This is a genomic window from Proteus columbae (genome assembly GCF_009914335.1).
GTDB lineage: Bacteria > Pseudomonadota > Gammaproteobacteria > Enterobacterales > Enterobacteriaceae > Proteus.
The window spans coordinates 1,935,127-1,960,693 of record NZ_CP043925.1; the positions used below are offsets into that span (position 1 = coordinate 1,935,127).

Here is a 25,567-nt window from a genome sequence, read left to right on the forward strand (position 1 = left end):
CTATTGATTAATTAGATTTTATTGTGAGCTGTTCGTCTTTATAAATAAATATTTAAATATATACTCAAGATTCGTTTTTAATATAAGGAAATTTAATATGGCACAGTATTATTATACTGGAAATTTGCAACAAGCATCGAATTCATCAGATTTTGATGTTGAGTTCAAAACATCATCATTTGTTGAATATTCAGGTATTTATAGATGTAAAACATGCGGTTATGAAATAGCACTAAATGCACATGAGGGGAAAGTTCCTCCTCATCAAAGTAATTCACATTGTAATAATAATATATTTAAACTATTAGTTAAAACAAATAATTAAAGTTGTTTAGAATAGGGATATTGAAAATAATCCCTATTCTATGATTTTATTTTAGTAATTGAGTAAATTGCTGATATAGCATATTACCTAATGTTTTTGCGGTATATTCTTCGCTATGACCTAAATTATCAACAGCAGCATGCATACCATGATAAATCAATGTACTGGTTAATTCCGGTTGTGTAACATGCCAAGTTTTATTTTCTGTACCTGAAATTAACAGCGTTTGAATTTGCTGTAATGCTCTATTTTCATGAATATTGCTGCTTTGATGAAATACTTGATGAAAAAGCATGTCGTGTAATTTTTGTTTCTCAACATAAGCAATAACGCTGATTTCACACCACTGTTTTAATTTCTCACGATGATCTTGTTGTGAGCAGGCATCCATGGCGTTATCTATTTTATTTAAATACCAATCCATATAACGTGTTCTGAGCGCATCAAGAACGTCTGTTTTGGCAGAAAAATAGTGATAATACGTTCCTTTTGCTACCCCTGCTTTTTTTACAATATCGCTAACGGTTGTGGCATCAAAACCTTTATCAAGAAATAACGCTTCTGCCGCATTCATTAACTCTTCTAAACGAACCTCTGCGGGTTTTGTTCTTGGTTTATCAGTTATTTGTTCTTCTAATGACATTGCTTATCTCCCTCAAAGTCGCTTGTAAAGAGTACTCTATATTAAAGCGAGTCACAATGATGACAAATGAAACTCATTATCAATATAAATTGACCGACGGTCGGTCGAGTATTATTATGCCATTATTATTCATCATTAAGGCAATAAAGCTTATGACTTATTTAAAACGACTGTCACTTATCTGTGCCATTTGTTTAGGTACTTTTATGGCAACTCTCGATATTAGTATCGTGAATGTAGCTCTGCCAACTATTCAAAATGATATACATGCTGATATGGCAACCTTGCAGTGGATTGTTGATGCTTATGCGCTTTGTTTGTCAGCCTGTATTTTGTCATCAGGTCCTTTGAGCGATCGCTTTGGGCGAAAAAAGGTATGGCTATGGGGCGTGATTATTTTCACGTTAGGTTCAGTAATTTGTGCGATTGCACCGCAACATGAAATATTAATTCTTGGACGTATTATTCAAGGCATTGCCGCGGCTGCACTTATTCCGGGTGCATTGTCTTTAATTACTCATGCTTTTCCTATTGATATTGAACGGGTTCGCATTATCGGTATTTGGTCTTCAGTCAGTGCATTATCGTTAATTATTGGTCCTATTTTAGGGGGTGTTTTAGTTCATGCTAGTGGTTGGGCGAGCATATTTCTTATTAATATTCCTATTGGCATTATTACCGTTTTATTAGGTTGGTATGGATTAAGTGAAAGTGCTGATCCTGATAATGTTGCTTTAGATCCCTTTGGTCAATTAACCAGTATGTTGGGATTAGGATCACTGACTTATGGTTTGATTGAAGCTGGCTCTGTGGGCTGGTCACATTATAGAACAGTATCAACACTGATTGTGGGGATTATATTTCTTGCCCTTTTCTTAATGATAGAAAAACGTGTGGAGCGTCCTTTATTACCACTGGCTTTATTTAAAGATCGCACGTTCTTTCAATATAACCTTTCTTCTTTTACCTTGGGTTTTGCTACATACAGTAATGTATTTTTTATCGCATTCTTTTTGCAAAAAGCACAAGGTTGGAGTGCATTAGAAGCGGGTTGGAGAATGGCACCAGAATTTATTGCAATGGCACTATTTTCTATGTCTTTTGGACGGTTATCTTCTTATTTCTCTGTTAGAAAACTTATGATCTGTGGTTTCTTATTAATCGCTATTTCTTCTTGTTTATTAGCGACATTAGCAACAAATAGCCACTATGGAATAACAGGAAGCTATCTGTTTGTATTAGGTGCTGGAATGGGATTAGCAACACCCGCAATAGGTGCTTTAGTGATGAAAAGTGTGTCACCATCTCGCTCTGGTATGGCGTCTGCAACCATGAATGCATTAAGACAAACAGGTATGACAATGGGAATTGCTTTATTAGGTACATTGATGGTGCAACAAGCAATTCATTATATGGTGATCCAAAGCCAAGTATTGGGAATATCTGTAAATTATATCGATATTGTTAGTTTGGTGACTGAAAATACGACAAATGGTTTAGACAAAGGGTTTATCACTTTGTTACCAGAGGCATTTAATTCGGGGTTTGCTTATGCAATTGCGACTGCGGGGATCTCATGTTTTGTGACTTTATTTATTGTGCTCTTTCCTGTTAAAGCAAAACATAAGGCACTTACTCAACAAACCACAGATTAATGTTTATAAACGCTGAGATAAAAATTCTAGAAAAGACTCTATATTACGTGAGAGTGTGCTACGAGTTGCATATATTGCCACTAAGTTAATCGTTGCGGGTTGTTGAGGAAACTCGATAGCTCGTAACTTCCCTTCTTTAATCATATCAAGGCAGCAATGCTCAGCTAAAATAGCAAATCCCAATCCTTTTAATACTGCTGATTTTGCTAATATGGCACTGTTTACTCGATAATTACTATTAATGGTTACTCTGATTGGCTTTTTATCTTCATCCATAAATATCCAAGGTTGCCCTTCTAGTGCGCTTAAGCTAGAAATACAAGGCATTTTGCTTAATTGTTCAATATGTGTGGGTATTCCTGTTTTTTCTAATAATTCATTAGATGCCACAACAATACTGCGCCATGATTTAATTAAGCGTGAGTGATAGCTACTATCCGCTAAATTTCCACGATGAAAAGTTAACAGTAAATCAATATCATCATCGATGATATTTCTTGGCATTAGTTGGGTATCACATTGAATAAGTAAATTAGGATGAAGTGCAGCAAAATCAGCCAAAATATCACCAAGTAGCTCACTGCCATATTCACTCGGAATAGTTAAACGGAAAGTACCCGTTAATGGTCCATCACTAGTGATATTGCTTACAACATTATCTAATTCAGTTAAGGTTTTTATTCCTTGCTGATAGAGTATTTTGCCTTGTTCAGTAAGGCGCATTTTTCGAGTTGTTCTATCAATAAGTTTACAATTGAGTTGCTGTTCAAGCTGTTTAATTGCACGACTGATATTTGAGGTAGGCATAGATAATAGCCGAGCTGCTGCTGCAAATTGCCCTTGCTCTGCTACGGCAGAAAAAATACGTAATAAATTAAGATCGATTTGCATAAATAATTCACTGCCTACTGTATTTCTATTACTCAATATAGGCAGTGTATCATTCATTTTCTTTTCACTCGTTAATAATTAACAGTAACCATGAGACATGAGTTTTTGATAGCGTTTATCTAAAAGTTCTTCGGTTGAATAGCTTTTTAATAAGGCTAAGTCAGTTAATAACTGTTGTTTAAGAAATTCGGCAGCTTGTTGATGATCTCGATGAGCTCCACCTAATGGCTCTGGAATAATAGCGTCGATAATACCTAATGATTGTAATTTAGGTGCTGTCATTCCCATGGTTTCTGCCGCAATTGGCGCTTTATCAGAACTTTTCCACAGAATAGATGCACAGCCTTCTGGTGAAATTGCCGCATAAGTACTGTATTGCAGCATATTAACTTTATCACCAACACCAATAGCTAGCGCACCTCCAGAAAATCCTTCACCAGTAATAGTGCAAATAATAGGTGTTTTTAATCGTGACATTTCAAGAATATTACGTGCGATAGCTTCAGCTTGTCCGCGCTCTTCAGCACCAACACCAGGGTACGCTCCCGCAGAATCAATAAAAATAATTACGGGTAGATGAAAGCGCTCCGCCATTTTCATTAAACGTAATGCTTTTCTATAACCTTCTGGTGATGGCATACCAAAATTGCGAAGAATTTTCTCTTTTGTATCACGCCCTTTTTGCTGCCCAATCACCATGACTGGCATTTTGTCTAAACGCGCTAAACCCGCAACAATCGCTTTATCATCGGCATAAGCTCTATCACCCGCCAACTCCTGAAAATCAGTAAAAACCGCTTTAATATAGTCAAGGGTATATGGACGCATTGGGTGACGAGCGAGTTGCACAATTTCCCAAGCACCTAAATCAGTAAAAATAGATTTTGTCAGCGAAAGGCTTTTTTGCCTTAAACGTGCGATTTCTTCATCTAAATTAATACCTGTTGGTTCATCTTGAGATTGCTTAAAGGTGAGCAATGCATCAATTTTTTCGTCTAATTCAACAATAGGTTTTTCAAATTCAAGATGAATAAAAGACATAACGACCTCAGATTTAATGCAGTAAATAAAACAATGATTGGCTCAGTTTAGAAAAAATAACAATGTGTTAATAGATTGGAATTTGATAAACACTATTATCAAAAATGGGATAATTGAACATTACAACAAGATCAGCAAGAAAAAAGATAAGATCAAAAAGAGCTTTTTTTCTGACTTTAAGCTATACAGTAATTACTAAGTTATGTATTAATATACAGTGCGAATTTGTTCTTTTTTTCACCCGTAAAAAATCGTACGAATTATAAAACACTCCATAAAATACAAATAATTAGAATAAAGATAATATGTTTTCAAAAAAAACACGCTCAACAGCTGCACTGCTATTTTCATCACTTCTTCTTACAATAGGAAGAGGTGCAACATTACCGTTTATGGCTATCTATTTGTCGCGGGAGTATCAATTACCCGTCGATGATATTGGTATTGCCATGTCTATTGCATTAACAACGGGGATTTTCTTCAGCCTTGGTTTTGGCATGCTTGCTGATAAATTTGAGAAAAAACGTTATATGATCCTTGCAATTCTAACGTTTATTTTTGGATTTGCTGCAATCCCTCTTGTTCATAGCACTATTTTAGTCGTTATCTTTTTCTCTGTGATTAACTGCTCTTATTTAGTGTTTTCAACCGTATTAAAAGCGTATTTTGCCGAAACCTTATCGGTTTCAGCAAAACCTAAAATATTCTCTCTAAACTATACCTTTATCAATATGGGATGGACGGTGGGACCCCCTATTGGCACCTTATTATTAATGTATGGAACACAATTACCTTTCTGGCTTGCGGCTATTTCGGCAACATTTCCACTATTTATGATCCAAGTTTTTGTTCAACGCTCAAAAGCGGTAAATACAGATGAAGAAAATAATGTGAAATGGGATCCGAAAATAATGCTAAAAGATAGAGCATTAAGTTGGTTTGTGCTCTCAACTTTTTTCGGTACATTAACGTTTGGCTCTTTTGCCTCATGTATTTCGCAATATATTTTAGTGGTTTACGATGCAAAATTAGCAGAGTCCGTTATCGCCGTGGTATTACCTGTAAACGCTGCCATTGTAGTCTCTTTGCAATATATTGTGGGTAAACATGTTACCGCAGAAAGGCTACGTAAATTAATGACATTAGGTACGTTATTTTTTATGACAGGCTTACTTGGCTTTATGTTTGCCGGTGACAATTTAATCTTTTGGGCACTAGCTATCGCTGTGTTTACCTTTGGTGAATTAATTTATGCACCAGGCGAGTATATGATGATTGATAACATTGCACCGTTAGGAATGAAAGCAAGTTATTTCTCTGCTCAGTCACTCGGTTGGTTAGGTGCGGCGCTTAATCCACTTGCCAGTGGTTTTATTTTAACTGAATTTCCACCCGCCTCTTTATTCGCTATTTTAATGGTGGTTTCTGCATTGGCTTGGTTTTGTATGATCCAAGGTATGAATGCCAGCCGAAATAAAATGATATCTGTTTAATATATTGGGTATTAATAAAATCATAACCACCCATCTTGCGAGTGGTTATGATTTTTAGCCGAGCAGGATTTATAGTTTATTCAGTCGCTGACTTTATGCTTTTTTCTGCCAATAGATTAAGTAAAGCATATTTCTTCTCAATATTACGTTGTGCTTGATTCGCTAATGCCATTGCTTTATCAGGATAGATTTTAAATAGTCGACTAAAACGTTGCTCTTTATTTAACACCGCAGAAGCGACTTGGTTAGGAGCTCTTGAATCTAACATTAACGGATTTTTGTCCTCTTGTTCACGGCGAGGATCAAATCGATAGAGAGGCCAGAAGCCTGATGCAGTCAGTTGCTTCATTTGTTCATAGCTAAAGGCCAAGTCATAACCATGCTCTTCACAAGGACTATAAGCAATAATCAGTGAAGGTCCTTGATAGGCCTCCGCTTCTTGAATGGCTTTAATAGTTTGGTTCATTTGAGCACCAATAGCGATTTGAGCAACATAAATGTTGCCATACATCATCATGGTGATACCCAAATCTTTGCGAGCTTTGTTTTTTCCATCCTCACCAAATTTAGTAATAGCGCCCATTGGAGTTGCTTTAGATTGTTGTCCACCAGTATTGGAATAACATTGTGTATCTAACACCAGTACATTAACGTTTTCACCGCTACTCAATACATGATCAAGCCCGCCAAAACCAATATCATAAGCCCAACCGTCACCGCCAACCATCCATACAGACTTTTGCATTAAATAGTGCGCATCATGGAGTAACTCTTTGGCTAGTGGATCACTACTGTGACCTAATAAGGTGGATAGCTCATTAATTCCATTGCGTTTATCCTGATTAGAATTATTCGTATCAGTCAACGTTTGATAAAGCGAAGCGGGTATTTCTGTCGCAAATCGATTTAATAAGCGCTCAACACGTTTTTTATGCTGATCTAAGGTGAGACGAAAACCTAGACCAAATTCGGCATTATCTTCAAACAAAGAGTTAGCCCAAGCGGGACCTCTACCTTCTCTGTTTGTGGTATAGGGTGTGGTTGGGAGATTACCACCGTAAATAGATGAACACCCTGTGGCATTTGCAATTAATAATTCATCGCCATAAAGCTGAGTTAATAATTTAATATAGGCGGTTTCACCACAGCCAGAACATGCACCTGAATATTCAAATAGTGGCGTAATTAATTGTGATGTTCTGATATCTATTTTTTCTAATTCAGAAGGATGTAAATCAGGTAATTGATTGAAGAAATTGAAGTTTTGTTTTTCTTGTTCTAATACACCAAGCTTTTCAATCATATTGATCGCCCTGATGTTTGGATCTTGTCTGTCTTTGGCTGGGCAAACTTCATAGCATAAGTTACAGCCAGTACAATCTTCAGGTGCAACTTGTAGAATATAGTCTAACCCTTTCATTTCACGAGATTTTACAGGCAGTTTTTCAAGGGTTGTTGGCGCATTTTCTAACAGGCTAGGCTTGGTCACTTTTGCGCGAATGGCAGCATGAGGACAAGCGGCAACGCAATAATTGCACTGTGTACATAATGACGGTTTCCAGACAGGAATAAATTCAGCAATATTACGTTTTTCCCATTGTGTTGTGCCAGTTGGCCATGTGCCATCAGGTGGAAATGCCGAAACAGGTAAACTATCACCAAGCCCTGCTATCATCATGGCTGTGACTGTTTTGACAAAATCAGGTGCATTATCAGCAACAATCGGGGATTTATAAGGGCTTTCGGTTAATACAGCTCCCACAGGAATGCGCTCTAACGCAGACAATGTTTGTGAAATCGCCATTAAGTTCGCATTAACCAATGCTTCGCCTTTATTTTGATAACTTTTAATAATTGTCTGATGCAGATAATCATTTATCTTTTCGGCAGGGAAAAGTGATGTTAAGTGGAAAAATGCTGTTTGCATTATGGTATTAATTCGTGCGCCTAATTGGCACCCACGCGCAATCTTATAAGCATTAATAACATAGATGCGCGCTTCTTTTTCAATAAGTAGCGCTTGAACTTCTTGAGGTAATTTAGCCCAAACGGTTGTCGCTGAATAAGGGGTATTTAATAGAAGTGTGCCCCCTACTTTTAATTTCTCAACAATTTGGTATTTATCAATAAACTGCCATTGGTGACAACCAATAAAATCAGCCTGTTTAATGAGGTAAGTTGAGTTAATCGGCGTTTGACTGATCCTTAAATGAGAAACAGTTAATCCACCTGCTTTTTTTGAGTCATAAACAAAATAGCCTTGGGCATATAACGGTGTGTTGTTACCAATAATATTAATATTATTCTTAGTCGCAGAAACAGAACCATCACTACCTAATCCATAAAAGAGTGCGCTAATTTTATGATGTTCAGGTAATTTGGCATCCATAGGCATAATTGATAAATGTGTTACATCATCATAGATACCAACAGTGAACCGACGTTTAGGTTTAGATTGCTGTAATTCTTTAAACACAGCCATAACACAATCTGGATCGAATTCTTTTGAAGATAATCCATAACGACCAGAAATAGTCAGAGGCAATATTTCACGTTCACCTTGATGATAGGCTTCGGCAAATGCCGTAATAACATCAAGATAGAGAGGTTCAGCCTGTGCGCCTGGCTCTTTAGTTCTATCAAGAACAGCAATAGACTCAACTGAATTTGGAATAGCATCAAGAAAATGACGCGCCGAAAATGGGCGATAAAGGTGTACGCAAAGTAAGCCGAGTTTCTCGCCTTGCGTATTGAGCATATCAATAACTTCTTTACAAGGACCTGCGGCTGAACCCATTAGAACAATAATTCGTGTAGCTTGAGGATGTCCATAGTATTCAAATGGCTGATAAATACGCCCAGTCACTTTGGCAAATAAATTCATTGCCTCTTCAACATGTTGATAACCACTGTTATACCAAGGATTCGAGGCTTCTCTAGCTTGAAAATAAGTATCAGGATTGGCGGAAGTTCCTCTTATCACAGGCGATTCTGGCGATAATGCACGTTGGCGATGAGCTTCAATCGCAGAGTATGGAATAAGCTGTTTGAGTTCATCATCAGAAATAGACATTATTTTATTCATTTCATGTGATGTTCTAAATCCATCAAAAAAATGAACAAATGGAATACGGCTATTGAGCGTTGCTATCTGCGCTATCACCGCAAAGTCTTGCGCTTCTTGCACACTATTGGCACAAAGTAGCGCACAGCCCGTTTGTCGTATTGCCATTACATCCGAATGATCACCAAAAATAGACAACGCATGTGTTGCGACAGTACGTGCAGCGACATGTAATACAAAAGGCGTTAATTCCCCTGCTATTTTATAAAGTGATGGGATCATTAATAATAATCCCTGCGATGAGGTAAATGTGGTGGCTAACGCACCTGTTTGTAATGCACCATGAACCGTTGCTATCGCACCGCCTTCGGATTGCATTTCCATTAATCGAGGTATATCCCCCCAAAGATTGGGCTGGTGAGCAACTGCCCAACGATCAGCATATTCTGCCATCGTCGAGCTAGGTGTTATGGGATAAATAGCAATAACTTCATTTAAGCGATAAGCGATAGAAGCAACAGCTTGGTTAGCATCTGTTGTGATATAAGGGTGCAGTTTATGACTCACAATAATTACCTTTGTTGTTGATCTTTTTTCTTATGCTTTTGAAATTAGCAGAAATTAATTACAAGGAATTATCGTATTTGTGGCTCAAGAGCGATTTATTTGCCAATTAGATGATTTTAGTCAACATTGACAAATAAATAAAATTGTTATTTAACAATGAATTAAATAATAGTTATATCTTTATAAGATTATTTCGATGTTCTTTTTAGTATGGTTTCAATGCTAATAGGGAAAAAATCGTTGACATCAACACCAACATTAATTGCATTTTTTCCTAAAATATCTAAACGTTTACGTTGAATTGGATCTTTTTGTGAATTGTGTACATGACCATATAAGTGAATTGAATCACGAAAAAAACCAGCCCATTCCAATATAGGATAATGAAACATCACAATTTTTCGTTTTTTATAATCCAATTCAAAGTAATCTTTTACCCATTCAAATGCAGATGCATCAAATTCTGGATCGCCTAGAAACTTGTCATGATTTCCACGGATAAGGTACTTTTTACCTTTTAATCGGCGCAAGATTTGATTGGCATCTCGCCCTGTTCCTCGATAAAGAAAATCACCTAAAATGTAGATTTCATCATTATCGGAGACGTAAGCGTTCCAATTATGAATTAAAGTATCATTCATATGGCTAACACTATTGAATGGACGATCACAAAGATTGAGGATATTTGAATGGCAAAAATGTGTATCAGAAGTAAAATAAATCATAGTAAATTCTTAATAAGTAATAAAAATCTTAACCTAAAGAAAATAGTTTCCCTCGGTCTGTATAGTGATATTTTTTCAACATAATTGCCTCCTTTAGTTAAAATAGAACAATAAATACAATATCATTAGTTTTATTGTCGTTGGTGTTGTTTTCGGTAACCAGATAAAGAATTACCCGTTTCTCTTTTAAAGTATCGGCATAAATAAGAGGGATCATCAAAATGGAGCTTCACTGATAATTCATTTACCGACAGCGAAGTGTGCATTAATAACGCCTTTATTTCAAGGATAACTTGACGATTAATCAAAGTCTTAGGCGCATCATTAAAGAATTGCTTTGTTATTTGAGATAAATAGAACGGTGTAATGTTAAGCTGATTTGCATAAAAAGCCACCTCTCTATGTGCTAAACAATGCTTGCCAATCAATTCCCAAAACTGCCAACAGAGCTTTTCTTTACGAGTAAATTCTTTTTTGGCGATAGAGAAATGAGCGGGTATTGATTCAGTAATAGCAAAAAATAGATTTTGTAAGTGGTTTTTTAACATTAATTTTCTGTGTTCAGAATAACTGTTATCTATATGTATTAGTTGTTGAATCCATCTATTTAAGGCTTCATATTGTTCTTTATGTGGGTGGCAAATAGGGTTGTCATGGAGAAAAGCAAATAAAGTATTAGAAAGAGAATAAGCAATTTCTGAAGCAAAAGATTTATCGAGAAAACAATAGAATAAGCGAAAATTCGCTGATTTTTGACTCAAAACTGCCATCATATCATCGCCTAAGATAAGAATATCATTCGCTTTGATCACCTGTTTTTGAAAACTAATATTGATTACCGCCCTCCCTTCTAAGCAAATCATGACTACGATATAGGATAATGGTAAAGGATAACCTATTTCATTCATCATATTACTTTCACCCATAATGGCATATTGCGGTGAAGTATTAAGTTGTGACAATACTTGGTTCAGCATAAATCCATTACCTCTTTTGCTCCTGACTTAACCCACTTTATGTTTTTATATTTGACGATATTGAATGTAATAACAAGTATCCCCTCTCATTTAGTTGTCAAAAGTACCGATTTTACCTCTTTTATGACATTCGGTTTTTTAGTTGTTTTCTTTAGAATACATACATCTTAAAGACGTAAGATAATTTGCAGAATATTTAAAAACTAAGAGAAGTTATTGAAATGAAAATATTAAAAACAGAGAGACTTATATTACGACCATGGAAACTTTCTGATGCGTCAAGTTTGTATCAATATGCAAAAGATGAACGCGTTGGCCCAATTGCAGGTTGGCCAGTGCATAGAAGTGTTGAAGAAAGTGCCGAAATTATTCGCACTATATTTATGCGTGATGATGTTTATGCCGTTACGTTAATTGATGATGATCTTGTCATCGGCTTAGTTGGATTATCTTTCGCAAATGAGAGTAATTTCCCGATTGGGGATAATGATGCTGAAGTTTCTTATTGGATTGGTGTTCCATTTTGGGGCAAAGGTTTAATACCAGAAGCCGTAAAAGAAATCAGTCGGTATAGCTTTGAAACACTAGAATTAGATAATTTATGGTGTGGCTATTTCGCTGATAATGAGAAATCACAAAAAGCACAAGAAAAATGTGGATTTAAATTTCATCACGTCATTGAAGAACAGTACGCAGAATTTTTAGATGAAGTGAAAATTGAAAATATTTGCCGCTTAACTAAAGATGAGTGGATTGAAATCCAAAAACAGGTCTATTAAAACAAAACACCAGAGTGTGAAATTCACATTATCTGGTGTTTTTTAATATTGACAGGGCAATTTAATTAAGCATTTGCTAATGCTTGGGATAAATCAGCAATTAAATCTTGTGGATTTTCTATCCCAATAGATAAACGAATAGTGGTGTCTTGAATGCCAATGCTATGTCGTAATGTTATTGGCACACCCGAATGCGTTGTTGAACCAGGATGACATGCTAGAGATTCCGTTCCCCCCAGACTTACTGCAAGTTTAAAAATTTTCATTGCATTAAGAAAACGGAAAGCTTCACTTTCTCCACCTACAATATCAAATGAGAAAGTTGATCCCGCACCTGTACATTGTTTAGCAAAAACCTGGGCTTCAATAGAATTTTTATCAGCAAAAGGTAAATAATGAATTGTTTTTACTTTTTCATGATCACGCAGAAACTCTGCAACTAATAATGCATTCTGATTGGCTTTTTCCATTCTAATTTGTAACGTTTCTAAAGAACGGCCTAGCATCCAGCAAGAATGCGGATCCAGTTGTGTCCCTATTGCTCCTCTTAATAATCTGATTTGATTAATAAGTTCACGAGAGCCCATTGCGGCACCAGCGACTAGATCTGAATGCCCACCAACATATTTAGTTAAAGAATAGACTGAGATATCAGCACCTTGTTCTATTGGATGTTGATATACAGGGCCAAGTAATGTGTTATCACAGACAATAATAGGACGATAGCCTTGCGCTTTTTCTAATTGGTCAGCAACGTTTTTTAATGCTTCAATATCGACTAATGAATTAGTTGGGTTTGCAGGAGTTTCTGCAAAAATAACGGACACACGCCCTTTTTGACAGGCTTTATCTGCTTGTTCTTGAATAAGTGAACGGTTTAGCCCATCAGTAAATGGTGTGGCTTGGATCCCAAATTTAGCAAGTGTTTTGGCAATTAACGTTTCAGTTCCGCCATAAAGTGGCTGTGAATGTAAAATAACATCACCGGGCTGCGTTAATGCCATTAATGTTGTGGTAATTGCGGACATTCCTGATGAAAATAATACACAGGATTGCGTATTTTCATAAACCGCCAGTCTGTCTTCAACAATTTCACTATTAGGTTGATTAAAGCGAGAATAAACTAAACCGGCTTTTTCACCTTCTGGTAAAGGTTTTCTACCACTTACGGTATCAAAAAAAGCTTTACCCTCTTCAGCACTTTTAAAAATAAAGGTGGATGTTAAAAATACAGGTGGTTTAACTGAGCCTTCAGAGAGTAATGGATCATAGCCATAACTCATCATTAGTGTTTCTGGTGATAGTTTATGCTCGCCGATATATTGTTTTTTCAGTTGAGAGTCAGTCATTTTTTTATTTCTTATGTTTAATGAAGGATCTTTATCATACTGAAAAAAATTCATGTTGTTAGAATGTTTTATATAGAATAAAAACCAGTAGTTATATAAACATAACGCGTTTAAACATAAAAATAACGTTAAATAAAAGGTTCTATTTGTTGAGTGGTATTTAATCAAGGTAATTTGACTAGATAAAAGTTGATTATTCTAGTTAAAAAGAAGGAAAAAACAGTAGGATAAACTTAAAGATAAAAAGAATGAGCGCCTCTTTTTACCTTTAAGTTAAGGGTGGTTACCAAGCTCTTACCGCATCACCTTTATACATTTCTTTGAATTTTAACTCGATTTGTCTTGAATGCAGAACTGAAACCAGTTTTTTTATATTTTCATCATTTTTGTTATCTTCACGCGTAACAACAACATTAGCATAAGGTGAGTTTTTAGTTTCTAAGATCAGCCCATCACGAGTCGCAATGAGCCCAACTTGAGATGAAAAATTATTGTTGATTATAGCCATTGTGATATTTGGATCATTTAATGCTTCAGTCAGCTTAGGTGTGTCGACTTCAACAAAAGTGATTTCTTTTGCGTTATAGATAATGTCATCTACTGTTGGCGTGAAACCAACATCATCATTAAGAGTAATGAGATTGTTTTCTGCGAGTAATAAAAGGGCACGCCCTTTCATGCTGACTTCATTTGAAATTGCAACGACATCACCAGACTTTAATTCATTTATATCGCTAATTTTTTTAGAGTATGCGGCTAAAGGAAAGATATACGTTTTGCTGGCAATATGAAATTGGTAACCATGTTCTTTTATTTGAGCTTGAAGATAAGGAATTGATTGAAATACATTCGCATCAACTTCTTTATTGTTCAATGCCTTATTAGGCTGAACATAATCATTAAAAGCAACAATCTCAACATCTAACCCTTCAGTTAATTTCGCTAAACGAATTACTTCATCCCAAATCACTTGATCAGGCCCTGTATTAATTGCCACTTTTACTTTATGTGTATCTTCTTGTGAACAAGATACAGTAAATAGTGATATTGAGGCTAGAAGTAAACCTGTAATAATTTCCTTCATATCTCCCTCTTAAACAGACTTTGATAAAACAGCGCCATAAAAATCATTTTGATTAAGAAATATCCTAACAGTAGATTAATAACAAGGAACGAGAAATGATACAAGTACCCAATGCATATAAAGAAAGGAATATTATTTATATTTACACAATGCGTTGTTTTATAAAATAAAAAAATAACACATCATAATATGATGTGTTTGTTATTTAATTGTAGATTTATTCATTAATAATTTTGTTTATACAATTATCAGAATATGCATCTTCTACGCTAAGATAAGATGATTCAGTTACACAATAGCTATTAAATTGCCATTTAAATTGAATTTCATCACCTTTTTTATTTTCTAAAATAGAATAACTTGAAAAGCGGATTGGCGTGGCTTTTTGTAGGTTGTTTCCTACTTTTTCAGCACTTAACAATACAACGTGATTTTTTTTCTCAATAAATTTGAAATCAGAGATGGTGATATCTGTACCTTTAATCTTATTGCTAAAAAGACTCAAAGCATTAGCATATATGGACGGAACAATATAAACCTTTTGATCACTTCCTTTGATATAAACCGTTGCCAGATCAACAGAGGTTGAATCATTTAATGCTCGTCTAGATTTAACGACAACATCAGGAACACCATCACCATTAAAATCGATAAGATTTACTCCATATTTGAGTTTAATATCTGCTGCTGTTGAAGCAAATGGCAACGATAAAAAAAGTAATCCTAGTCCAAGTTTTAATATATTATTCATTGAATTCACTTCTTTTTTTGCTTATTACTTGCACATCAGACTACTTTGTAACAGTGATTAGTCAAGGGGTTTTATGTTTCAAAATAATACAAAATTTACATTTATATCATTTATATCATTTATAAATTATTTTCATGATAACCACTATACTTATTTGACTATTATAAAAAGAATATATTTTTAGTGGTTATATTTTTCTTAGATTAAACATTTTTCTTTAATATAGAGCAATATAATTTTTAAGATCGCTAATTCTTTCTTTTGTTTTATCTTTTAAACAACTGCTATATACCATTGGTGCTAAACTGCCACCTTGATAATAGTCAGCTTCATATTGGCAAGAGAGGTCTCTAAAATTAATCCAAACCAACTGGGCTTGTTTAAGCTGATCTTTTCGAACACCGTCTAATTTAGCATAATATTGTTGATAAATATGGTTAAGTTCTTCATCTTTTTGCTGAAAATCTTGATATACACATTGATTAATTTCAGTCTGAGTCGCCGCATTTCGACAATCAAAATTATCTGCTTGTAAATGTATAGACCAAAATAGTATACCGCCAGATATTGTACCGAATAGGATAAGTTTTTTCATCACACCGTCCATTTTTGATTAAAAATATCGCTAAAGATATTCACTTCATTCCTTTACTACTTAATTTAAAAGATAAAAACAAAGTAAGCTATTTATCATTTTAGCAATATTTCTTATATGACAATTACGTGAAGATAACGAAAAAATACTCTATTTTAGATAATCCAATTTAGACAACAATATTTAACCTTGAGTAATTATACTGATATTTTGTTTAGAGAGAATATCTATTTAATAAAAATTTAAAAAAATGATAACTCAATATCTTTTTTCTTTAACAATAAATGTCATTTGTAAAAAAAACTAAGTAAAATAGTAGTTATATTCTATTATTTGTTTTTTTGTATTGAATCACGTTTATTGAAAATATCTAATCAATTTTACTTTAATAAGTAACTCATCTTACCAGTTCCTATTTAAGCAAATTTTAATAAAATTAATTCAATTAATTAGACTAACTAGTCTAATTGGTACATATTATATAAATAGAGACATAAATGATTTATTTATATTACTCACGGGTCTACACCCATAGTGGATTTTTCAAGATATGAAAAAATGTTTCAAATCAATTTGGTTTTATTTAGGATTTATTGTACTTCTTTTTGTGATTATCATTAGTCGTGGCCAGTATTCTGATTTTGAATTGGATGATCATGCCTTAGCGATAACACCGATTAATTTTACTTCTAAAACAGATACTTTATCTGGAACATTAATTTTACCTAATCAGAATAATATAAAAGCAGTTGCTATTTTTGTTCATGGTGATGGTGCTCAAGATCGCTTTTCAAATAGTGGATATTTGCCATTAATTAATAGCTTACTGGATTCTGGCATTGGTGTGTATACATGGGATAAAGCCGGTGTAGGAGAGAGCCAAGGAAATTGGTTGTTTCAATCTATGCAAGATAGAGCAGATGAAGCACAAATAGCATTAAAAATTCTTCAAAAAAAATTTACTCATACAGATATTAAAGTTGGTTATTTAGGATTTTCACAGGCTGGATGGGTTATCCCTATTGCAGCGACGCAATCTAAACCTGATTTTTCCGTTATTATTGGTGGAGCTGTGAATTGGCGAGCTCAAGGCGTTTATTATCAGCAAGTACGTTTAAAAGCCGACAATATTGATGATAATGAAATTGCTCGAAGAGTCTCAGAGCAACTGCAACAAAATGATCGTGTGTTTGGCATTAATGGTAACCATGATATTTCAGCGCAAAGAGATATGTCTGACGATCGTTTCTATTTTGTTGTTCAAAACTATTTAAGTGATTCATCTCAAGATTTACCGCACATGAATGGGCGGGTACTGGCTATGTTTGGTGAGTTAGATCTTAATGTCGATGCTCCAAAAAACGCATGTTTATATAGAACACTATTAGGAAATCATGTAGATAAAACAGTCACCCTATTCCCCAATGCTTCTCATAGTTTATTAAAAGCGCCTTTCTTTAATTACCAGTTAGATAATCAATGGCCTTGGTGGAAGCAGATGCTTTTCATTTATCAAGGACAAGATAGTTATTCCCCAGATGCTTTAAATTACTTAACATCGTGGATCACTGAAGAGACGACAATATCTTCTGATTTCATTGATTTTAAATGTGAAAATAGGAATACAAATTTAAAATAAAATGTAAATAACGCCTAAATGAGAGTTTTTCCTTAGGCATTAAAGTGTAAAAAATATATTATAAATCAATTTGATACTCAATGATTTCTCTGATTTTTATTAATGCATCACGCAATAAATTAATATCAATTGAAGCTAGTGCAATACGAATTGCATGAGGAATATTGGTCGTTGTGGCATAAGGCTCAGCGGTTGCAACAGATATTTGTAATTGATGTAATGAAGCAACAATTTTATCGGCTCTCACTTCTTCAGGTAAAGGGATCCATAAAAAATAAGAAGTTGGATGATGAATATAAGAAAGTCTTTCAAATATCTCACTCACTATTTTTTATCGCTGCTGTGCATCTTTGCGTAATAAACGCTCTAATTTATCAACAACCTTGTTTTTTAGCTTTATTACCATTATCTACGGCAATTTTTGCGGTAATACGTGGTGGTGAAAAGCCTCGCCCTATTTTTTGGTTTTTTTCTATTATTGGTAGTTTGTTGGTGATGGGCTATGCCCTTTCTCAAGGTGGAGTATCATCAATCAGTGCAGATTTATTAATGATAGCGTCAGTAATTGTTTGTGGTTTAGGTTATGCCGAAGGTGCGAGTTTAACGAAAGCATTAGGCGGATGGCAGGTTATATGTTGTGCATTAATTGTATCTTTACCTCCAATGCTTATTCTTAGCTTTATTCTTATGCCTGAAGAGCTCGCTACAATTAGTGTTTCAGCATGGGTAGGCTTAGGCTATGTCTCGCTTTTTAGTATGTTGATTGGCTTTATATTTTGGTACAAAGGATTATCACAAGGTGGGATCGCGGCAGTAGGACAACTTCAATTATTACAACCATTCTTTGGCTTAGGTTTAGCCGCTGTATTACTTCATGAATCTGTCAATTTATTGATGTTGTTAGTCACCATTGGTGTTATTTTTTGTGTCGCTGGCTCAAGAAAATATGCTTAATTAAAAAGAAACTAAAAAAACACGCTAAATAGGGTTATTTAACGTGTTTTATTCTTCAATTAAATTGGCAACTTCAAGCAAGTTATTATCAGGATCACGTAAATAAACCGACATAATAGCGCCAGTTGCACCCGTTCTAGGAACTGGCCCTTCTTCTATCTCTACACCTTGCTGATTTAAATGCTCAATAATCTCTGATAACGGTGTTTGTGTTAAAAAACACAAATCAGCCGAACCTGCGGTTGGTTTTGCTGCTTTGGGAAGAAATTCCTTTCCTAATTGATGAAGATTTATTTTTTGAGAACCAAAAGTGAGTGCTTTGCGTCCTTCTTTAAACGTAATAACGTTAAAGCCTAATACGCGGTGATAAAAATCACAGGTCATCTGAATATCAGCAACCGTTAATACCAAATGATCAAGGTGTGTAATTTTCATCAAGCTCTCACTTTTTATACATCAATTAAAGTTCACACTTCGTTTTTAAAACAGCTGTTTTTCTATGGTGATCTAGTGCTAACTCAATTAATTTAGTAATTAATGATTGATAGCCTAAACCTGCACTCTGCCATAATTTGGGATACATACTAATATTGGTAAAACCAGGTAGTGTGTTTATTTCATTGATCACAACACGATTATCTTGCGTTAAGAACACATCTACACGAGCCATACCTAAGCAATTAAGAACACGGTATGCTTTTAATGCAACTTGGCGAATATTCACACTCGTATTTTCTTCCATTACCGCTGGGACAACGACTTTAGCACCGTCTTCATCGATATATTTTGTGTTATAGGCATAGAAAGCATCGTTTAATACAATTTCACCACAAGGGCTAACTTCTGGATCTTCATTACCTAAAACAGCACACTCTATTTCACGACCTACAATAGCACTTTCAACAATCACTTTAAGATCGTATTCAAAAGCCATTGCTAATGCAGCGTTGAATTCTTCTTCATTATTAACTTTGCTAATTCCTACAGAAGAACCTAGGTTTGCAGGCTTAATAAATAAAGGAAGTCCTAATTGACGAACCATTTCATTGTAAGGAATATCATTAATTTGATGCGCCATAATAGTAATAAATGGCGCAACCGCTAATCCGGCACCATCAAGTAGGCGTTTAGTAATATCTTTGTCCATACAAGCTGCTGAACTCATGATATTTGGTCCTACATAAGGCATATCAATCATGTGTAATAAGCCTTGGAGCGTCCCATCTTCACCGTACGCACCATGGACAATTGGGAATACAACATCAATTTGAGGTAGTGCCTGGCCATCTTCAAGTGAAATAAATTGGTTTTTTACACTACCAGGAATAATAGCAACCGCTCTTAAAGGTTTGCTTAATGAAATAGTTTTAGGATTATCGCTATTTAGTAAATAATCAGTTTCTGAATATTCATGCCACTGACCTTGTTCATTAATACCGATTAAGCAAAGGTCGAATTTCGTTCGATCTAATTCATTAATAATGTTTTTTGCTGACTGTAATGAAACTTGATGTTCTGTGGATTTACCACCAAAAATAATAGCGACTCTTAATTTACTCATTTTCTAACCTTTTATAGGACAGCTATAGCGAATAGGTAGCAATATATCATGATAAAAACCCCCAATGTAGGTGGATAGTTCTTATCTGCGAAAAATTACGATAAAATGATGAAATTCTATGATTTAGAGTGTTAAAACATCACTATTTCAAGTTATAGAGTTTCCTTAGCGGTAACACACAAAATAACACCTTTTACCTCTTTTATAAGATTGTATGTCGTAACCCTATCTTGATAGAATCACACTACCGATTAACTTTTAAACTTAGAGAAGGAGGCTAATTATGTTTTTGTGTGATCTTATTGAATACTCACACTTCTTTGGTAATCGCCACAGCTCAGGCTTTCACAGTAATTTACTGCGTTAACCTGCCTGAGCGACGTTAACTATTACCTCTCCTCAGCTTACAGGGTTATCGCTTGATATTGCCCAAGGCGTTTTTACGCCTAAAGAATGAGTAAGCTATGAGCACATTATTATCTACACAAAATCTGTCTTTCCATAATAATCACGGTTTATTATTAAATGATATTTCTTTAGCACTGATTAAAGGTGAGAAGATTGGTTTAATTGGTTATAACGGTTGTGGGAAAAGTACTTTATTAAAATTACTTTCACATCAATTATCACCAAGTTCGGGTGTTATTTCTGTCGCTAATCAAACGGTTATGGCGTATATAGAACAACACTTACCCACTGAATTACAGTCAATGACTTTAATGGATGCTGTACTTCATAAATTACCTGAAGAATACAGTTCATCTGAAGGCTGGCGAGCTGAATTATTGCTAAGTGAAATGGGATTTAAACTTCACGAAAAAGATCTCCTTGTCTCGCAATTAAGTGGTGGTCAACACACTCGTTTATTATTAGCGAGAGCGTTAATTATTGAGCCTGATTTATTATTACTTGATGAACCAAGTAACCACCTCGATTTACCCACTATTTTATGGTTGGAAACATTTTTAAAACAGTGGCGTGGTAGCTTCATTCTGGTTTCACATGATAATACGTTATTAGACAACGTAACAAATTGTACATGGATTATTCGTGATAAATCGCTATCTATATTTCGGTTACCCTGCTCTCAAGCTCGAGTTGCACAAGAAGAGCAAGATATCAGTGCACAACATCGCTATGATGCACAGCAAAAAGAAATAGATAGAATAGCCCAAAGTGCGAAACAACTCGCAATATGGGGACACGTTTATGATAACGAGAATTTATCTCGTAAAGCTAAACAGATGGAAAAGCATATTGTTCGTTTAAAAGATGAGCAAACTGAAGTGGCGTCTGGAAATCAGTGGGTATTACAGTTTTCTGGTACGGCATTACGTGCTGATAGGCTCTGCGAATTAAATCAACTTGCTGTTATTCCTGCTGAAAATACACCCGTTTTATATACTGTTGAAAATCAGCGTATAAAAAGTGGTGATCGAGTAGCAATAATTGGGGCTAATGGAACAGGTAAATCATCATTATTAAAGATGATTTGGTCACTTAGTTTAGTTGAGATAAGTGAACAAAATGCAATAAAGCTGCATCCCCGAGTTGAATTGGGTTATTACGATCAAAAAATTGCTCAATTAGTTGATAATGATACCCTTTCTGATGCGTTAAAACCTTTTGCACCAATAACGGATGAACAGAGAAAAATGGCGCTTATTAGTGCTGGCTTTGTTTATACGCGCCACGGGCAGAAAGTGAGTACATTAAGTGGTGGTGAACGAGCGCGTTTATTGTTTGTTGGCCTGAGTTTAGCAAACTATTCTTTATTAATGTTGGATGAGCCAACAAACCATATTGATATGGAAGGCAAAAAGGCATTAGCTGAACAAATTAACCAATTTCCTGGTGGTGTTTTATTAGTTAGCCATGATAGAGAATTGATTGAAAGTAGCTGTAATCGTTTTTGGTATATTCATAATGATGTTTTAACAGAACACCATGATATTGAAGCGATTTATCAGCTTATCTCCGAAGAAGAAATGCCAGAAACTCTGCTAGTGGATAAACTCAATAATTTGCAGAATATCTCATCAGTTCCAGTAGTTTCACATCATGATGATGATGAAAAACTCTTTAAGTTAATTGAGCTAGAAGAGAAATTAGAGGCCGATTTAGCACGTAAAATTAACCATCAAAAACCTGCTTTGCAAGCACAATGGAAATTAGAGATTAACCAGCTAAAGCAAGCACTCAAATTGATATAAAATAAATAAGATTTTGTTTAAGTTAAAAGGATCACGCTGTGATCCTTTTTTATTTATTCTTATTTTACTAATTGATATTCAATAAGATATAAAGATTTCGTTGTCGGATAAATATCTTTGATAAGCGCTTTCAACACGGGAAGTGTCATGCCTTCCTGTTGTGCGTGATACTCATTGATATCATCATAACGTAAAGGTGATACCGCTATGATTTTCAATTTTCCATAATGAGTACGATGTTCATTAGCAAATAATTCAACAATGCTTCCTGGTTTGTAATTACTTTCACTTTCATCTCTGATAGTAATCATTTTTTTTTCTTCAAGAATGGAAGGGATCAAACGTTCAAAAAAAGTAATTTCTGTTGGTATTGCCGACATAATATTGACTCATAAATTTATTGATAAATTGCTGATTATTTTATCATGCAATAACTACTTTTTATTCTTTTTTACCCTCAAGGGTATTATTTAAAGCCTCCGTCTGAAGCAACTTAGCCTTACGTTCAATGCCCCAACGATAACCAGATAATTCACCATTTTGTCGAATAACACGATGACATGGAATAGCAACTGCTAGCTTATTAGCTGCGCAAGCATTAGCGACAGCGCGATATGCCTTAGGTGCTCCAATTTTGTCGGCGATTTCTTGGTAAGTCATCGTGCTACCAAAAGGGATATCTAATAATGCCTGCCAAACTTTTTGCTGAAATACCGTACCTTGGATATCAAGAGGTAAAGATAAGGGTTGTTTGGGTAATTCAATAAAGCCGATTACTTGTGCAATGACTTGCTCAAACTCTTCATTGGCACCAATTAATTCAGCCAAAGGGAATTGTTTTTGCAAATCTTCTAATAACAGCTCTGCATCATCCCCCAACATAATGGCACAAATCCCCTTTTCACTTTGTGCCACAAGAATATTTCCCAAAGAGCATTGAGCGATAGCAAAAAAGATAGCAATATTCTTACCACCTGTACGCCAATTTGTTGGCGTCATTCCTAATATCGCGGTTGCATTTTCATAGAAACGGCTATTCGCATTGAAGCCTGATTGATAAATCGCATCTGTAATACTGCCATCTTGAACTAACGCTTTTTTTATTAATTTTTGACGATAAGCATTAGCATAATCTTTTGGTGTGATCCCCATCGTTGATTTAAATAAGCGATGGAAATGATATGGGCTTGCCATAACATGCTCTGCAATACAGGTAAGCGACACGTCACCGTTATTTTCTTCAATAAAACGGCAGGCTCGCTCAATAAGTTGATTATGTTTACTTTCCATTATGGTAGTCCTTTAAATGCGGGATTATGGCTATTATTGACAAACATAATGAATAAAGAACTCCGTTTGTTGCTCAATTACTCTGGCTCTTTAGATAATGCCCATAGATAAAGCGATGCCGTAGAACCATAGGGTGAATAGCGTTTTCGATAACGTGCAAAGCGTACTTTATTCAATGTTTTATGGCGATAAAGACGCATAATTCCACGTTGAATAGCTAAATCTCCCCAACTTAAAATATCTGGCCGATTAAGTGAAGAGATTAATAGCATTTCTGCAGTCCAAACCCCAATACCTTTTAATTGAATTAACGTATCGATAACCTCTTTATCTGTCATCTCAGGAATTTTATTTAAATCTAATCTTTCTGAAATAACGGCGTCAGCAATACCGATAATATAACTAGCTTTGCGCATAGTCATTCCACACTGCTGTATCTCTTGTTCTGATAATTTTGCAATACGTTCTGGTGTGTAAATCCCCTCACATAATTTGAGTAATCGCAGATTAACGGTTTCGGCAGCAGAAACTGAGATTTGTTGTTCAATAATATTTTTAACTAATGCTGTAAATAAATCAGGAGTAAGAGGCCGTTTAATATCCCCTATTCTTTCAATAAGCGCGGCTAAACGCTTATCACGATTTTTTAAAGTATTTATCTCTTTCTCGCCATACTGAAAATACATAGCTATCTCATATCAAAATATACTAGATAAATGACAGTATAACTTGAAGCTTAAGGTATCACACACCCCGTTTCTTGCTTTTTTATTTTCATGTAATTAATAATAATTATATAAAAAATCACAATTAAAAACGATGAAATTAAATATTTATAAATTTATCTAAACTAAAAAAACATTCTATACTTCATTCTAAATACTTATTTTATAAACCAATATGTATTATATATAATGGGGATTAATATCATGAGCAATAGTTTAGATTTAAATAATAAGTCAGCAGCATTAGAATTAATGAAAAAATCCATGTGCTTTACTATACCAGCAGCTTTAAGAGTTGCAGCTAAATTAAAAATTGCTGATTTATTAAAAGAAGGACCTAAAGATATAAATGAACTTGCAAAAAAAACGAATTCAATTCCCTATGTTCTAAATAGAATATTAAGAATGTTAGCATCTGAAAGTATATTTTATGAATCGGAAGGTTCTCGCTATTCTCTTGCTCCAGGAGGACAGTTTTTATTAAGCGATCATAAATATAGCTTACGTGATGCCGTGCTAATGTTAACAAATGAAACGTTATGGCGCCCAGTAGGTGATGTCATTGAGTCTGTTCAAGGTAATCCCGCTTTTGAAAATCTATATGGCATGTCTTTTTATCAATACTGGCAAGATAATGTAAGAAAAGATCATGATTTTCAAGCGGGTATGAGCTCACTATCAAAAATAGAAAATTATTTTATTATTAAGCATTATAATTTTCCAGAGAATAAAATAGTGACAGACATTGCTGGAGGATTAGGTGGATTATTATTAGAAGTCTTAAAGAATAATCCGACGTTAAAAGGACAGTTGTTTGATCGCCAGCATGTGTTAGAAAGAACCAAATTAGTTGAATTAGGTGATGATAGTCGATGGAAATTAATACCTGGTGATCTATTTGGAGATTATCCTGAATCTGATATCTATTTAATTAAATATATTATCCATGATTGGGATAATGATAGTGTTATTAAAATATTTAAAAACTTCCGTAAAGCTATGAAGAAAGATTCAAAAGTACTTATTATTGAACCTGTTATTTTTAAGAAGAATATACCTGATGTCGCTAAATATATGGATATTCTTTGCATGAGTGCATTCCCAGAATCAGGTGAGCGTACAGAAGATGAATTTATAGCTTTATTGGATAAAGCAGATTTAAAAATAAATAAAGTGATAAAGACAGAAACATATAACTCAATATTAGAGGTTGTTATTAAATAATCTATTGAGATGGTCATTTGTT

At 34.7% G+C, this 25,567-nt stretch carries 23 protein-coding genes and 1 pseudogene; 8 read left to right on the top strand and 16 right to left on the bottom strand.

The window, feature by feature from the left end:
- Positions 1–97: 97 nt before the first annotated feature.
- Positions 98–325: a hypothetical protein gene (locus F1325_RS09355; protein ID WP_109374051.1), complete on the top strand. Its 228-nt coding sequence runs from the start codon at positions 98–100 to the stop codon at positions 323–325.
- A gap of 46 nt (positions 326–371) precedes the next feature.
- Here F1325_RS09355 and F1325_RS09360 read toward each other — a convergent pair whose 3' ends face one another.
- Positions 372–968: a TetR/AcrR family transcriptional regulator gene (locus F1325_RS09360; protein WP_109374052.1), complete on the bottom strand. Its 597-nt coding sequence runs from the start codon at positions 966–968 to the stop codon at positions 372–374.
- A gap of 152 nt (positions 969–1,120) precedes the next feature.
- Between F1325_RS09360 and F1325_RS09365 the strand changes: the two genes are divergently transcribed.
- The gene (locus tag F1325_RS09365; RefSeq protein WP_109374053.1) at positions 1,121–2,623 is read left to right on the top strand and encodes an MFS transporter; all 1,503 of its coding nucleotides are present in this window, start codon (positions 1,121–1,123) and stop codon (positions 2,621–2,623) included.
- Between the two features lie 3 nt (positions 2,624–2,626).
- On the opposite strand, the gene F1325_RS09370 is transcribed toward F1325_RS09365, so the two are convergent.
- Together F1325_RS09370 and accA are read right to left on the bottom strand one after the other, a co-directional pair.
- The gene (locus tag F1325_RS09370; RefSeq protein WP_160230872.1) at positions 2,627–3,514 is read right to left on the bottom strand and encodes a LysR family transcriptional regulator; all 888 of its coding nucleotides are present in this window, start codon (positions 3,512–3,514) and stop codon (positions 2,627–2,629) included.
- 78 nt (positions 3,515–3,592) lie between these two features.
- Entirely contained in the window at positions 3,593–4,555 is a 963-nt protein-coding gene (gene accA, locus F1325_RS09375; RefSeq protein ID WP_100158242.1) for an acetyl-CoA carboxylase carboxyl transferase subunit alpha, read from the bottom strand.
- Between the two features lie 305 nt (positions 4,556–4,860).
- Here accA and ydeE point away from each other — a divergent pair, with 305 nt between their 5' ends.
- A complete protein-coding gene (gene ydeE / locus F1325_RS09380) occupies positions 4,861–6,048 on the top strand; it encodes an efflux MFS transporter YdeE (protein WP_160230355.1) in 1,188 nt (395 codons plus the stop codon).
- 76 nt (positions 6,049–6,124) lie between these two features.
- Here the strand turns inward: ydeE and nifJ are convergent, their stop codons facing one another.
- The 3 genes from nifJ to F1325_RS09395 form a co-directional block, all read right to left on the bottom strand.
- Complete coding sequence (gene nifJ, locus F1325_RS09385; RefSeq protein ID WP_160230356.1) at positions 6,125–9,679, bottom strand: pyruvate:ferredoxin (flavodoxin) oxidoreductase; 3,555 nt, start codon at positions 9,677–9,679, stop codon at positions 6,125–6,127.
- Positions 9,680–9,867: 188 nt separating this feature from the next.
- Positions 9,868–10,404, bottom strand: a complete 537-nt coding sequence (locus tag F1325_RS09390) for a metallophosphoesterase (RefSeq protein ID WP_109372336.1) — start codon at positions 10,402–10,404, stop codon at positions 9,868–9,870.
- A gap of 131 nt (positions 10,405–10,535) precedes the next feature.
- Entirely contained in the window at positions 10,536–11,381 is an 846-nt protein-coding gene (locus F1325_RS09395; protein WP_109372335.1) for a helix-turn-helix domain-containing protein, read from the bottom strand.
- Between the two features lie 221 nt (positions 11,382–11,602).
- On the opposite strand from F1325_RS09395, the gene F1325_RS09400 reads away from it, so the two are divergent.
- Positions 11,603–12,160: a GNAT family N-acetyltransferase gene (locus tag F1325_RS09400; protein ID WP_109372334.1), complete on the top strand. Its 558-nt coding sequence runs from the start codon at positions 11,603–11,605 to the stop codon at positions 12,158–12,160.
- Positions 12,161–12,225: 65 nt separating this feature from the next.
- On the opposite strand, the gene F1325_RS09405 is transcribed toward F1325_RS09400, so the two are convergent.
- The 4 genes from F1325_RS09405 to F1325_RS09420 all read right to left on the bottom strand — a co-directional run bounded on the left by F1325_RS09405 (position 12,226) and on the right by F1325_RS09420 (position 15,939).
- Positions 12,226–13,509 carry a cystathionine gamma-synthase family protein gene (locus tag F1325_RS09405; RefSeq protein WP_160230357.1) on the bottom strand — a complete coding sequence of 428 codons (1,284 nt, stop codon included), beginning with the start codon at positions 13,507–13,509 and terminating at the stop codon, positions 12,226–12,228.
- Between the two features lie 283 nt (positions 13,510–13,792).
- A complete protein-coding gene (locus F1325_RS09410) occupies positions 13,793–14,593 on the bottom strand; it encodes a MetQ/NlpA family lipoprotein (RefSeq protein ID WP_109372332.1) in 801 nt (266 codons plus the stop codon).
- Positions 14,594–14,810: 217 nt separating this feature from the next.
- Entirely contained in the window at positions 14,811–15,344 is a 534-nt protein-coding gene (locus F1325_RS09415; RefSeq protein ID WP_109372331.1) for a carbapenem self-resistance protein CarG family protein, read from the bottom strand.
- A gap of 217 nt (positions 15,345–15,561) precedes the next feature.
- Entirely contained in the window at positions 15,562–15,939 is a 378-nt protein-coding gene (locus F1325_RS09420) for a lysozyme inhibitor LprI family protein (protein ID WP_244185016.1), read from the bottom strand.
- Between the two features lie 550 nt (positions 15,940–16,489).
- Here F1325_RS09420 and F1325_RS09425 point away from each other — a divergent pair.
- Positions 16,490–17,578: an alpha/beta hydrolase family protein gene (locus tag F1325_RS09425; RefSeq protein WP_160230358.1), complete on the top strand. Its 1,089-nt coding sequence runs from the start codon at positions 16,490–16,492 to the stop codon at positions 17,576–17,578.
- 58 nt (positions 17,579–17,636) lie between these two features.
- Here F1325_RS09425 and F1325_RS09430 read toward each other — a convergent pair whose 3' ends face one another.
- Positions 17,637–17,903, bottom strand: a complete 267-nt coding sequence (locus F1325_RS09430; RefSeq protein WP_167514934.1) for a hypothetical protein — start codon at positions 17,901–17,903, stop codon at positions 17,637–17,639.
- Between the two features lie 62 nt (positions 17,904–17,965).
- Between F1325_RS09430 and F1325_RS09435 the strand changes: the two are divergent.
- Positions 17,966–18,532, top strand: a pseudogene (locus F1325_RS09435) (DMT family transporter); the annotation flags it as partial.
- 48 nt (positions 18,533–18,580) lie between these two features.
- Here the strand turns inward: F1325_RS09435 and F1325_RS09440 are convergent.
- Together F1325_RS09440 and ddlA are read right to left on the bottom strand one after the other, a co-directional pair.
- Positions 18,581–18,967 (bottom strand): VOC family protein, encoded by a 387-nt coding sequence (locus F1325_RS09440; protein ID WP_102086718.1) that lies wholly within the window; start codon positions 18,965–18,967, stop codon positions 18,581–18,583.
- A gap of 25 nt (positions 18,968–18,992) precedes the next feature.
- A complete protein-coding gene (gene ddlA, locus F1325_RS09445; RefSeq protein ID WP_109372326.1) occupies positions 18,993–20,093 on the bottom strand; it encodes a D-alanine--D-alanine ligase in 1,101 nt (366 codons plus the stop codon).
- A gap of 464 nt (positions 20,094–20,557) precedes the next feature.
- On the opposite strand from ddlA, the gene F1325_RS09450 reads away from it, so the two are divergent.
- Complete coding sequence (locus F1325_RS09450; RefSeq protein WP_160230360.1) at positions 20,558–22,306, top strand: ABC-F family ATP-binding cassette domain-containing protein; 1,749 nt, start codon at positions 20,558–20,560, stop codon at positions 22,304–22,306.
- A gap of 59 nt (positions 22,307–22,365) precedes the next feature.
- On the opposite strand, the gene yqfB is transcribed toward F1325_RS09450, so the two are convergent.
- The 3 genes from yqfB to F1325_RS09465 all read right to left on the bottom strand — a co-directional run bounded on the left by yqfB (position 22,366) and on the right by F1325_RS09465 (position 24,282).
- Entirely contained in the window at positions 22,366–22,686 is a 321-nt protein-coding gene (yqfB, locus tag F1325_RS09455) for a N(4)-acetylcytidine aminohydrolase (RefSeq protein WP_109372324.1), read from the bottom strand.
- 61 nt (positions 22,687–22,747) lie between these two features.
- Positions 22,748–23,596, bottom strand: a complete 849-nt coding sequence (gene ada, locus F1325_RS09460; RefSeq protein WP_160230361.1) for a bifunctional DNA-binding transcriptional regulator/O6-methylguanine-DNA methyltransferase Ada — start codon at positions 23,594–23,596, stop codon at positions 22,748–22,750.
- A 77-nt stretch (positions 23,597–23,673) separates the two neighbouring features.
- Positions 23,674–24,282: a DNA-3-methyladenine glycosylase family protein gene (locus F1325_RS09465; protein WP_160230362.1), complete on the bottom strand. Its 609-nt coding sequence runs from the start codon at positions 24,280–24,282 to the stop codon at positions 23,674–23,676.
- 243 nt (positions 24,283–24,525) lie between these two features.
- On the opposite strand from F1325_RS09465, the gene F1325_RS09470 reads away from it, so the two are divergent.
- Positions 24,526–25,545 carry a methyltransferase gene (locus F1325_RS09470; RefSeq protein ID WP_244185015.1) on the top strand — a complete coding sequence of 340 codons (1,020 nt, stop codon included), beginning with the start codon at positions 24,526–24,528 and terminating at the stop codon, positions 25,543–25,545.
- Positions 25,546–25,567: the final 22 nt, after the last annotated feature.